Annotated in this window: 9 protein-coding genes; 4 read left to right on the top strand and 5 right to left on the bottom strand. The window is 68.1% G+C overall.

The window, feature by feature from the left end; all coding sequences use genetic code 11:
* Nucleotides 1-15: 15 nt before the first annotated feature.
* Nucleotides 16-450, top strand: coding sequence for an acyl-CoA thioesterase (locus tag QZ749_RS21640; protein WP_296951277.1), 435 nt, complete (start codon nucleotides 16-18; stop codon nucleotides 448-450).
* A 4-nt stretch (nucleotides 451-454) separates the two neighbouring features.
* On the top strand, nucleotides 455-2,035 hold the full coding sequence (locus QZ749_RS21645; protein WP_296951280.1) for an alkaline phosphatase: 1,581 nt from the start codon (nucleotides 455-457) through the stop codon (nucleotides 2,033-2,035).
* A 143-nt stretch (nucleotides 2,036-2,178) separates the two neighbouring features.
* Here QZ749_RS21645 and QZ749_RS21650 read toward each other — a convergent pair whose 3' ends face one another.
* The 4 genes from QZ749_RS21650 to QZ749_RS21665 all read right to left on the bottom strand — a co-directional run bounded on the left by QZ749_RS21650 (nucleotide 2,179) and on the right by QZ749_RS21665 (nucleotide 9,075).
* Nucleotides 2,179-3,861: a long-chain-fatty-acid--CoA ligase gene (locus tag QZ749_RS21650; RefSeq protein ID WP_296951282.1), complete on the bottom strand. Its 1,683-nt coding sequence runs from the start codon at nucleotides 3,859-3,861 to the stop codon at nucleotides 2,179-2,181.
* 132 nt (nucleotides 3,862-3,993) lie between these two features.
* A complete protein-coding gene (locus tag QZ749_RS21655) occupies nucleotides 3,994-5,676 on the bottom strand; it encodes a long-chain-fatty-acid--CoA ligase (RefSeq protein WP_296951285.1) in 1,683 nt (560 codons plus the stop codon).
* A 173-nt stretch (nucleotides 5,677-5,849) separates the two neighbouring features.
* Nucleotides 5,850-6,968, bottom strand: coding sequence for an aminopeptidase (locus QZ749_RS21660; RefSeq protein ID WP_296951288.1), 1,119 nt, complete (start codon nucleotides 6,966-6,968; stop codon nucleotides 5,850-5,852).
* Nucleotides 6,969-6,993: 25 nt separating this feature from the next.
* Nucleotides 6,994-9,075 carry a molybdopterin-dependent oxidoreductase gene (locus QZ749_RS21665; protein WP_296951291.1) on the bottom strand — a complete coding sequence of 694 codons (2,082 nt, stop codon included), beginning with the start codon at nucleotides 9,073-9,075 and terminating at the stop codon, nucleotides 6,994-6,996.
* Between the two features lie 164 nt (nucleotides 9,076-9,239).
* Between QZ749_RS21665 and QZ749_RS21670 the strand changes: the two genes are divergently transcribed.
* Nucleotides 9,240-10,430: a M20 aminoacylase family protein gene (locus QZ749_RS21670; RefSeq protein ID WP_296951294.1), complete on the top strand. Its 1,191-nt coding sequence runs from the start codon at nucleotides 9,240-9,242 to the stop codon at nucleotides 10,428-10,430.
* 97 nt (nucleotides 10,431-10,527) lie between these two features.
* Here QZ749_RS21670 and QZ749_RS21675 read toward each other — a convergent pair whose 3' ends face one another.
* Nucleotides 10,528-11,664 (bottom strand): NAD(P)-dependent oxidoreductase, encoded by a 1,137-nt coding sequence (locus QZ749_RS21675; RefSeq protein WP_296951297.1) that lies wholly within the window; start codon nucleotides 11,662-11,664, stop codon nucleotides 10,528-10,530.
* Here QZ749_RS21675 and QZ749_RS21680 point away from each other — a divergent pair.
* Nucleotides 11,613-12,161, top strand: a complete 549-nt coding sequence (locus QZ749_RS21680) for an acyloxyacyl hydrolase (RefSeq protein ID WP_296951300.1) — start codon at nucleotides 11,613-11,615, stop codon at nucleotides 12,159-12,161. The genes QZ749_RS21675 and QZ749_RS21680 overlap by 52 nt on opposite strands.
* The last annotated feature ends 120 nt before the right edge of the window (nucleotides 12,162-12,281 follow it).

Below are 12,281 nucleotides of genomic sequence, written 5' to 3' on the forward strand. Positions count from 1 at the left end.
TACCGAGATTTCAAGATGACCCAGCCAGAAAACCGCGCCCCCTCCCCCGTCCGCCTGCCCGAAGGAAAAATGCCGGTGCTGCGGATGATGCCGGGCGCGGCCGACATCAACGTCTATGGCGACGTGTTCGGCGGATGGATCATGGCCCAGGTCGACATCGCCGGTTCGCTGCCCGCCGTGCGCCGCGCCAACGGCCGCGTCGCCACCGTCGCCGTCAATTCCTTCCTGTTCAAGAATCCCGTGTTCGTGGGCGACCTGCTGTCCTTCTATGCCGACGTCGTCAAGGTCGGCAACACCTCGATCACCGTCGCCGTCGAGGTGTACGCCGAGCGCAACCGCCTGCAGACCGACGTGGTCAAGGTGACGGAGGCCACCCTCACCTACGTCGCCACCGGCCCGGACCGCAAGCCGCGCCAGCTGCCGCCGCTCGAATCCCTGATGGCCGAGTAAGGCGGTGACGGCGCGCCGCCTGTTCCTGCTGGACGCGGCGCGCCTCGCGGCGGCGGCCACGGCCGCCACGCCGGCGCGGGTGCTGGCGGCGGCGCCCGCCAACCGCGCCGGCTACCCCTTCTCGCTCGGCGTGGCATCGGGATCGCCGCTGCCGGACTCCGTCATCCTGTGGACGCGCATCCTGCCCGATCCGCTCGATCCCGCCTCGGCCCCGCGCCTGGCCGTGCCGCTGCGCTGGGAAGTCGCCGCCGACGAGGGCTTCCGCACGATCGTCGCGCGCGGCGGCGCCGTCGCCACGCCGGAACTGGCGCACAGCGTGCGCGTGAACGTGGTCGGCCTGCAGCCGGCACGCTGGTACTGGTACCGCTTCATGCTGGGCGATGCCGTCAGCCCGGCCGGACGCACCCGCACGGCGCCCGCCGCGGGCAGCATGCCGGACGTGCTGAAGCTGGCGGTGGCGTCTTGCCAGCACTGGGAATTCGGCGCCTACGCGGCGCACCGCCACATCGCCGCCGCCAGTCCCGACCTGGTCGCCTTCCTCGGCGACTACATCTACGAGTGGGGGCCGTACCAGTTGCGCCATCCGCAGCGCGCGGTGCGCCAGGACGAATCGTTCACGCTGGACGACTACCGCCGCCGCTACGCCCAGTACAAGTCCGACCCGCAGCTGCAGGCCGCGCACCTGGCGGCGCCCTGGATCGTCACCTGGGACGACCACGAGGTGGCCAACGACTATGCCGGGCTGCGCGACGAGCGCCTGGCCGCCACCTTCGCGCAGCGCCGCGCGGCCGCCTACCAGGCCTTCTACGAACACATGCCGCTGCGCCTGCCGCCGCCGCGCAGCTTCGCCAGCGTGCGCATGTTCCAGCGCTATGACTGGGGGCGCCTGGCGCGCCTGCACGTGCTGGACGACCGCCAGTACCGCGCGGCGCAGGCCTGCCCGCGCCCGAACGCCGGCGGTTCGGCGTCGGTGACGCCGCGCGCCTGCCCGGCCCTGCTGGATGCGCGCCGCTCGATGCTGGGGAGGGAACAGGAAGCCTGGCTGGAAGCGGGATTGCGCTCATCGCCGGCGCGCTGGAACGTGCTGGCCCAGCAGACGCTGATGGCGCCATCGACGCAGGTGCCGGCCGCGACGCCGGACGGCGGCCGCTTCTGGACCGACGGCTGGGACGGCTACCCGGCCGCGCGCCGGCGCCTGCTCGATACGCTGGTCGAGACGCGCGCCGCCAATCCGCTGGTGCTGGGCGGCGACGTGCACACCTTCTATGCGGCGGAACTGCGGCGCGACTTCGGCCGGCCGGTGTCGCGCGCCAATCCGCTGGTGGCGACCGAGTTCGTCGGCACCTCCGTCACGTCCAGCTCGCGCCCGCAGCAGCGCACCGACGACTACGTGGCGATGAACCCGCACATCCGGTACGGACGCAGCGACCGGCGCGGCTGGATGCTGCTGGAAGTGCGGCCGCAGGAAGTGCGCACCTGGTTCCTGGGACTGGACGACGTGCGGCGGGAGGATAGCGGGCAGCGGGTGCTGGCCGGGTTCAGCGTGAGGGATGGACGCGCGGGAGTGGAGCGGACTGCCGGCTGACGCCATACGCACGTCGTTCCGGCGGTTCATGAACGTCGCCCCTGCGAAGGCAGGGGCTCGATTTCACGCGTTTCGACGGCGCATGGAAAATTGGGCCCCGGCCTGCGCCGGGGCGACGGTGGTCCGACGATTCGGCGCGGGCGTCAGGCCGGCTGCTTCTCGTCGCGCAGCTCGCGCCGCAGGATCTTGCCGACATTGGTCTTCGGCAGGCTGTCGCGGAACTCGACGTACTTCGGGCGCTTGTAGCCGGTCAGCTGCTCCTTGCAGTAGGCCAGCACGTCGTCCTTGGTGAGCGCCTTGTCCTTGCGGACGATGTACAGCTTGACGGCCTCGCCCGAGTGCTGGTCCGGCACGCCCACGCACGCCACTTCCAGCACGCCCGGATGCGCCGCGACCACCTCCTCGACCTCGTTCGGGTAGACGTTGAAGCCGGACACCAGGATCATGTCCTTCTTGCGGTCGACGATCTTGACGTAGCCGTCCGGGTTCATCACGCCGATGTCGCCGGTCTTGAAGAAGCCGTCCGCCGTCATGACCTTGGCCGTCTCGTCCGGACGCTGCCAGTAGCCGGCCATCACCTGCGGACCGCGCACGGCGATCTCGCCGGGCGTGCCGAACGGGACTTCCCGGCTCGCCTCGTCCAGGATGCGGATCTCGGTCGACGGCAGCGGCAGGCCGATGGTGCCGGTGAAGTCGGTGATGTCGCAGCGGTTCGCGGTGACCACCGGCGAGGTCTCGGACAGGCCGTAGCCCTCGACGATCGGGATGCCCGTCACGGCCAGCCACTTGTCGGCCACGGCCTTCTGCACGGCCATGCCGCCGCCCGGGCAGACCAGCAGGCCCGAGAAGTCGAGCCTGGCGAAGTCCGGCTGGTTCAAGAGGCCGTTGTACAGCGTGTTCACGGCCGGGAAGATGTTGATGCGGTAGCCGCCGAGTTCCTTGATGAAGCCCTGGATGTCGCGCGGGTTCGGGATCAGGAGGTTCATGCCGCCCACGCGCAGGCCCAGCAGCGCGCACACGGTCAGCGCATAGATGTGGTACAGCGGCAGCGCGCACACGAACTGCGCCTGCTCGCCGGCCGGCAGCTTCGCCAGCGTGGGGCCGAACCAGGCTTCGTTCTGCAGCACGTTGGCGATCACGTGCTTGTGCAGCAGCACCGCGCCCTTCGACACGCCGGTGGTGCCGCCCGTGTACTGCAGGAAGGCGACGTCCTCGTGGCCCACCGCGACGGGCTTGAGGGACAGGCGCGCGCCCTCGGCCAGCATGCGCTTGAACGGCACGGCCTGCGGCAGCGACCAGGCCGGCACCAGCTTCTTCACGGTGCGCACGACGAAGTTGACGATGGCGCCCTTGACGCCGCCCAGCAGGTCGCCCATCGTGGCCACGACCACGTGCTTGACCTTCGTATTGGCGACGACGTCGGCGACGGTGTGCGCGAAGTTCTCCAGCACGACGATGGCCTCGGCGCCCGAGTCGACCAGCTGGTGCTGCAGCTCGCGCGGGGTGTACAGCGGGTTGACGTTGACGATGGTGTAGCCGGCGCGCAGCACGGCGGCCATCGCCACCGGGTACTGCAGCACGTTGGGCAGCATGATCGCCACGCGCGCGCCCGGCTGCAGGCCGCGCTGCTGCAGCCAGGCCGCCATCTGCGCTGACATCCGATCCAGTTCGGCGAAGGTCATGGACTTGCCCATGCAGGCATAGGCCTTGCGGTCGGCGTACTTGCGGAAGGCTTCTTCCAGCAGGTGGGTGAGCGAGCGGTATTGGGTCCAGTCGATCTCCGCGGGTACGCCCTCCTCGTACGACTTCAGCCAGAATTTGTCCATGTCATTGCCTCGTTGTCTTGATAGTCAAACGTCGTCCCCGCGCAGGCGGGGACCCAAGTGCTGCATGCGTCGCGATGACGCGTGCAAATCGGGTCCCCCGCCTGCGCGGGGACGACGGTCTCACATTCCGCCTTATGCCGCCTGCTTTTCCTCGCGCAGCGCGCGGCGCAGGATCTTGCCGACGTTCGTCTTCGGCAGCTCGGTGCGGAACTCGATGTATTTCGGTTTCTTGTAGCCGGTGAACTCACGCTTGCAGTAGTCCATCAGCTGCTCGGCCGTGAGGTCCGGATCCTTGCGCACCACGAACACCTTGACCGCCTCGCCGGAATGCGCGTCCGGCACGCCGATCACGGCGCATTCCAGCACGCCGGGATGGGCCGCGATCACCGCTTCCAGTTCGTTCGGGTAGACGTTGAAGCCCGACACCAGGATCATGTCCTTCTTGCGGTCGACGATCTTCACGTACCCGTTCTCGTCCATCGTGCCGACGTCGCCCGACTTGAACCAGCCGTCCGCCGTCATCACCTTGGCCGTCTCGTCCGGCCGGTTCCAGTAGCCCGCCATCACCTGCGGGCCGCGGATCGCGATCTCGCCGATGCTGCCGGGCGGGAGCAGGCGGCCGTCGTCGTCCATGATCGCCACGTCCGTCGACGGCACCGGCAGGCCGATCGAGCCGGTGAAGCCGTCCACGTCGCAGCGGTTGCACGTGGCCACCGGCGACGTCTCCGACAGGCCGTAGCCCTCGATGATGTGGGTGCCGGTGATGGCATGCCACTTGTCGTCGACGGCGCGCTGCACCGCCATGCCGCCGCCGTTCGATACCTTCAGCCCGGAAAAATCGAGGTGGCGGAAGTCCGGATGGTTGACCAGCGCGTTGTACAGCGTGTTCACCGCCGGCAGCATGTTGACCTTGTACTTGGCCAGCTCCTTGACGAAGCCCGGGATGTCGCGCGGGTTCGGGATCAGGATGTTCAGGGCCCCCACGCGCATGCCCCACAGCGCGCACGCGGTCAGCGCGAAGATGTGGTACAGCGGCAGCGCGCACACGATGGTCGGGAAGTCGACCACGGGCGGGCGGCTCATCACCGGCAGCGACCAGGCCTCCGATTGCAGCACGTTGGCGATCACGTTCCGGTGCGTCAGCACGGCGCCCTTCGACACGCCCGTGGTGCCGCCCGTGTACTGCAGGAAGGCGGGGTCCGACGGCCTGGCCCGCGCCGCCGTGAACGGCATGCGCGCGCCCTGCGCCAGCGCCTCCTTGAAGCGCACCATCTGCGGGATCGCGAAGTCCGGCACCAGCTTCTTCACGTGGCGCACGACCAGGTTGACGATCATCCCCTTGGCGCCGCCCAGCAGCTCGCCCATGCTGGCCACGACCACGTGGCGCACCGGCGTGCGCGGCAGCACCTGCTGGACCGTGTGCGCGAAGTTCTCGAGCACGATGATGGCTTCGCTGCCCGAGTCCTTGAGCTGGTGTTCCAGCTCGCGCGGCGTGTACAGCGGATTCACGTTCACCACCGTGTAGCCGGCGCGCAGGATGGCGGCCAGCGCCACCGGGTACTGCAGCACGTTCGGCATCATGACCGCCACGCGCGCCCCCGGCTGCATGCCGCGGCTCTGCAGCCAGGCCGCCAGGCGCTTCGACATGCTGTCCAGTTCCCCATAGGTGAGGAACTTGTCCATGCACACGAACGCATTGTTGGCGGCGTACTTCTGGAACGACTCGTCCAGCATCTGCACGAGCGAGCCATACTGGTCGGGATCGATTTCCGCCGGCACGCCGGGCGGGTAAGCCTTCAGCCAAATCTTGTCCATCGGGTGCCTCGTCTCCAGGTTTATTGTTTTCCTGAGTATTTATACCCTACCGGCGGCCCGACCGAAAAAAAACGCACGGTCGTGCTTAGTTTACCAGGCATGATGCTATCGGGCACCGCGCCTGGACGCAAGCACTTTTGGCGGATTCGAACGCGAACTCTAGCGCGGCACGGTCACGGTGCCGTTTCGCTGCGCTGCACCATCAGGGGCGCGGCCTGCGTGGGGGGCAGCATCGTTTTCAGGACGCGGTGGCGGTCGCTGCGCTCCATGTCGGCCAGGCGCCGCACGGCCTGGTAGAAGCGCGGGAAGCTGCCTTCGCGCTGCAGCAGCGCGCGGAACGCCGGCACGAATTCCTCGTACGTCGCGATCGACGCCAGGTGCGCGTTCGACAGCGGCTGGTCGAAGAAGCGGTCGTAGCCGGCATAGCCGCCCCAGTTGCCCTTGAGGACCTGGTACTCGTCCTTCAGTTCCAGGAACAGGCGCGCCTTGACGGCGCGCTTTTCGGCGTCGCTGCGGTCGACCAGCGCATAGTTCTTTTCCAGCGCCTTGCGGTACTTGACCAGCAGGTGCAGGAAGTCCTTCTTGCGGCTGCGGTAGCGCGCGTAGGCGTCGCGCATCGACTGGTTGCCGAAGCGTTCGAGCCAGTGCTCGACGCCGACTTCCTCGACGGTGGAGGCGAAGGATTCGTTGAACTGCGAATCGCCGGCCACGTACACGACCTGGTGCGCCAGTTCGTGGAAGATCATGCGCGCCAGTTCGCCGTCCGGGTAGTTGATGAAGGTGGAGATCAGCGGATCGTTGAACCAGCCAAGCGTCGAGTACGCGGCCACGCCGCCGACCTCGACGTCGTTGCCGTCGTCCTGCAGTTCCTTCGCGTAGGCGTCGGCCGCCGCCTTGCTGTAGTAGCCGCGGTAGTTGACGCAGCCGGCCACGGGGAAGCACCACTGCAGCGGCCGCATCGACAGCTCGGGCGTGGCGACGACGTTCCACAGCACGTACTGGCGTTTCAGGGAGGCGTAGGTCGTGTAGCTGTTGTTATCCGGTAATGCCATTTCGGTAACGGCATAGCGGCGGATCTGGCGCGCCGTCTCGAGGCGATGGCGCAGTCGGGTACTGGTGCCGGGGTCGGCGATCCAGTCGTCGATCGGACGGGAGTCCGACAGGAGTTCAAGCTGGCCCTGGGCCGCCTGGGTGTAGTAGTTCAGCGTGGAGCAGCTGGCCAGCAGCCCCGCCGCCGTGCCGGCGAGCAGCACGGGGCGCAGCCGGGGCGCGATTCTGGATAACAGTGTCATGTCTCGGGTTCATGGTGCGCATGGGTCAAGCCACCACTTTCTCGACCTGCACCAGCGTGTCGTAGAAGGTGGGCGCCCGTCCCATGTCGGTCAGGCGCTGGCTGGTTACTTCGTTGGCGTTCTTGCCGTCGCTGGCGAGCTTCTTCCACCAGATCGACAGGCCGACCACGAGGCCGGCCCGCGCCCTGGCGGTGACCCGGGCGCGCGCGACGAACGCGCCCCGGTCGTTGAAGATGCGGACCATCTCCTTGTCGGCGATGCCGCGCGCGGCGGCGTCCTCGGGATGGATGTCCAGGTGCGGCTCGCCTTCCGTTGCACGCAGGCTCTGGACATTGACAAAGGTCGAGTTGAGGAAGTTCCTTGCCGGCGGAGAAATCATCGCCAGCGGATACCTTGCGGCCAACGCCGGGCTGGATGCGGCCGACTCGTAGTTCGGGATGTACGCCGGCAGCGGGTCCAGGCCGTCGGCCAGCATCGTGCTCGAATAGAACTCGCACTTGCCGGACGGGGTCGGGAAGCCGCCCTCGGCGAACGGCGCCGCCGGCATGTTCAGCTTTTGCCAGCCGGTGCGCTTGAGCGACTCCCAGTCGAAGTGGATCGCGCGCACGTCCTTGTTGTTGAAGGCCTTCGCGGCCAGTTCCTCGTCGGTTTCCCGGAATGCCGGGTCGTCGAAGCCCATGCGCTGCGCCAGCAGGCGGAAGATCTCGGTGTTCGGCTTGGACGCGCCCAGCGGCGCGATCGCCGCATTGTTCGCCATCATGTACAAATGGCCATAGGACAGGTGGGCGTCCACGTGTTCCAGCTGCGTGGTGGCCGGCAGCACGATGTCGGCGTAGTCGGCGGTATCGGTCAGGAAATGCTCCAGCACGACGGTGAACAGGTCCTCGCGCTCGAAGCCGCGCTGCACCTGGACGGAATCCGGCGCGATCGCCAGCGGGTTGGCGTTGTAGACGATCACCGCCTCGATCTTCGGGCCGAAGTCCGGCGATGCCTCGCGCTGCAGGTCGTCGCCGATGGTGTTCATGTTGATGGTGCGCGGCAGTTTCCCGCGCAGCAGGTCGGGACGCTGCAGCGCCACCTTGTCGGCCGGGAAGGAGCCGGAGGTCGACAGCTGGATGCCGCCGGCCGCGTGGCGCCAGGCGCCCACCAGCGCCGGCAGGCAGGCGATGTTGCGCACCGCCATGCCGCCGCCGCGCACGCGCTGCACGCCGTAGTTGACGCGGATCGCCACCGGCTCGCCCTGCTGCGCCGTGCGGCCGTAAGTGCGCGCCAGCCCGACGACTTCCTCGACCGTGATGCCGCAGGTCGCGGCGGTGCGCTCGGGCGTCCATTCGGCCACGCGGTCCTTCAGCTGGGCGAAGCCGATGGTGTGCCGTTCGATGTAATCGTGGTCGAGCAATTGTTCCTTGACGAGGACGTGCATCATGCCCAGCGCCAGCGCGGCATCGGTGCCGGGCATCAGGGCGATGTGCTGGTGGCATTTCTCGGCCGTCAGCGAGCGGTACGGGTCGATCGCGATCAGTGTCGCGCCGCGGCGCTTGGCTTCCTGCAGGCGCGTCCACAGGTGCAGGTTCGAGGCGATCGGATTGCCGCCCCAGACCAGGATCAGCCTGGCATCCTGGAACTGTTCGGTATCGGTGCCGATCGAACCGCCGATCGTGTACTTGTAGCCGGTGAAGCCGGCCGTCGCGCAGACGGTGCGGTCGAGGAAGGACGCGCCCAGCCTGTTGAAGAAGCGCATCGCCATCGCCTCGCCCTGCACCAGGCCCATGGTGCCGCAATAACTGTACGGCAAGATCGCCTGCGGGTCGCGCGCGGCGATCGGCTTCAGGCGCGCGGCGATCTCGTCCAGCGCGTCGTCCCAGCTGATCGGCACGAACTTGCCTTCTCCCTTCCTGCCGACGCGGCGCAGCGGCGTGAGCAGGCGGTCCGGATGGTAGGTGCGGTCGATGTAGCGCGACACCTTGGTGCACAGCACGCCGGCCGTGGTCGGATGGTCCGGATCGCCCTTGACCTCGGTCGCCACGCCGTCTTCCACCGTCACGAGGATGGCGCAGGTATCGGGACAGTCATGCGGGCAGGCGGCCCTGACGAGGGTCTTGGTCATCGGATCAATCCAGGAAAAAACGTCGAGAATCCAATACTTTATCCGATTCCGGCGCCAGCCGTCAGGCTGGCCTTTGTCGCAAAGGTCGGGCTACAATGAACCGAAACAGGGCATTGCCGGACAGGCAGTGCCGGGCTTACAAGAGACCTACAGGGAGAAACCGAATGCGACTCGTCGAACCCATCCTCGCTTTCCAGTCCGAACTCGAAACGATCCGGCGCGACATCCACGCCCATCCCGAACTCTGCTACGAAGAGCAGCGCACCGCCGACCTCGTCGCCGCGCGCCTGACCGAATGGGGCATCCCGGTGGTGCGCGGCCTGGGCGTGACCGGGGTCGTCGGCATCGTCAAGAACGGCACCTCCAGCCGCGCGATCGGCCTGCGCGCCGACATGGATGCGCTGCCCTTGCAGGAGCTGAACACATTTGAGCATGCGTCGCGGCATGCAGGCAAGATGCATGCGTGCGGGCACGACGGCCACACGGCGATGCTGTTGGGCGCAGCCCACTATCTGTCGCAGAACCGCAACTTCGACGGCACCGTCTACCTGATCTTCCAGCCCGCCGAGGAAGGCGGCGCCGGCGCCCGCCGCATGATCGAGGACGGGCTGTTCGAGCAGTTCCCGATGGAAGCCGTGTACGGCATGCACAACTGGCCGGGCGTGGCCACCGGCACGTTCGGCGTGGTCGAGGGGCCGATGATGGCATCCAGTAACGAGTTCCGCGTCGTCATCAAGGGCAAGGGCGGCCACGCGGCCCAGCCGCACCGCGCCGTCGATCCGGTGACGACGGCCGTGCAGGTCGCGCAAGCGTGGCAGACCATCGTCTCGCGCGAAAAGAACCCGCTCGACACGGCCGTGCTGTCGATCACCCAGATCCACGCCGGCAGCGCCACCAACATCATTCCCGACGAGGCCGTCATGATCGGCACCGTGCGCACTTTTTCCACCAAGGTGCTGGACCTGGTCGAGACGCGCATGCGCGAGATCGCCGAGGGCATCACCGCGGCGTTCAACGCCGGCGTCGACTTCACGTTCAAGCGCAACTACCCGCCGCTGGTCAACCATCCGCAACAGACCGCGCTGGCCATCGAGGCGATGCGCGCGGTGGTGGGCGCCGACCGGGTCGACACCCATGTCGAACCGACCATGGGCGCCGAGGACTTCGCCTTCATGCTGCAGGCCAAGCCGGGCTGCTACGTCTTCATCGGCAACGGCGACGGCGAGCACCGCGGCGGCGGACACGGGCTCGGACCTTGCCAGCTGCACAACGGCAGCTACGACTTCAACGACCAGTTGCTGCCGATCGGGGCCAGTTACTGGGTCAGGCTGGTGGAGATGAGCCTGAAGGCCTGATCGGCCATTACGTCGCCCCGGCGCAGGCCGGGGCCGAATGTTGCGCGCGGTCCCTGCGCTACGCTATCGGGTCCCGGCCTCCGCCGGGACGACGTGGTCAGGTTGGCGGCAGCGCGTCCGGCTTCGTCCCCAGCCGTTTCCCCGGATTCATCCTCTCCAGCGCGATCAGCGCCGCCGCATGGTCCGCCGCCGGCAGCGCGTCCACGATGCTCTCGTACTGCCGCGTCACCAGGGCCGTCACCGGCAGCGTGAGGCCGGCCGCCTGCGCCGCCGCCAGGATGTTGCCCTGGTCCTTCAGCTGCGTCTTGACCTGCCCGCCGGGGATGAAGTTCCGGTCCAGCATGCGCTGGCCGTGCAGGTCGAGGATGCGGCTGCCGGCGAAGCCGCCGCGGATCGCCTCGCGCACGGCGGCCGGGTCGGCGCCGGCGGCCTGCGCCAGCAGCAGCGCTTCGGCCACCACGTTCAGCGTCGCCCCCACGATCAGCTGGTTGCACAGCTTGGCCACCTGGCCGCTGCCGGCCTCCCCCACCCGCGTCGGCGTGCCGAGCACGCGCAGCACCGGCTCGGCGCGCGCCACGTCCTCCACGCTGCCGCCGGCCATGATGGCCAGGGTGCCCTGCTCGGCGCCGACCACGCCGCCGGACACGGGCGCGTCGACGAAGCGGCAGCCGTGCGCGGCCAGGCGGGCGGCGCAGGCGAGCGCCTCGTCCTGGCGCGTCGAGCTCATGTCGATCCACAGGGTGCCCGGCGCCAGGTGCGGCAGCGCCGCCTCGAGCACCGCCGCGACGACGGGTCCCGCTTCCAGCATCGAGATGACGATGTCCGCCCCGGCGACGGCATCGGCCAGGTGCGCCTGCGGCACGGCGCCGGCGGCGCGCAGGGCCTCGGCCTTGGCCGGGCTGCGGTTCCAGGCGCGCAGCGCGACGCCGGCCTGGGCCAGCCGGGCCGCCATCGGCTTGCCCATCAAGCCGATGCCGAGGAACGCTACTGTCGGGGTCGTCATGCTGCTCCTTCGTCGGTTAGTTTCAAAATGGGTGTCGTGGGTGTGGTTGGCATGTTGACTGTACTTTAACGATTGGCAGGGTGACCACGCAAACCCCGCGACATCGCTACAATACCGGTTTGGCCGCCAATGATCAGCGTTTGTGCGGCCTTCATTCCCTATCGAAGGCAAGAATCCACATGAAAAATATCGTTCGCACCCTGGCGGCCGTCGCCGCCCTGTCCGCCGCACAAGCCGGCTTTGCCGCCGATGGCCTGGTCGATTCCGTGTCGCTGGAAGGCGGCGGCGGCGAGCATGTGCAGGTGCTGCGCCTGTCGGCCCAGAAGGACTGGAACAGGAACTGGCTGCCGACCCACGGCTACCACCTGTCCGGCTACTGGGACGCCAACATCGCCTACTGGCGCGCCAACCGCTGGGACGACGTGCAGGACCGCCGCAAGAACCTGGGCGTGATCGGCCTGACCCCGGTGTTCCGCTGGGAAGCCGACGACAAGCTGGGCTTCTACGGCGAAGCCGGCATCGGCCTGAGCGTGTTCTCGAGCGTGTACCGCAACACCCACCGCCAGCTGTCGACCGCGTTCGAATTCGCCGACCACGTCGGCGTCGGCTACGTGTTCTCGAACAAGCTGGACCTGGGCGTGCGCCTGCAGCACTACTCGAACGGCGGCATCAAGCACCCGAACGGCGGGGTGAACGTGGCGCTGGTGCGCGCGGCGTATCACTTCTGAGTCAGGGAGGGGTCGGAGCCCGGTGTTGCTTTTCCAGCGGCTCTGACCCCGGTTCTCAGCCGCGCGGCCTGTGGCGGCCACGAACTCCCGGCCGCACGATCCGCAACCGCCGCCGGCTCC

Origin of the sequence: uncultured Massilia sp. (assembly GCF_913773735.1) — a bacterium.
Lineage (GTDB): Bacteria > Pseudomonadota > Gammaproteobacteria > Burkholderiales > Burkholderiaceae_D > Telluria.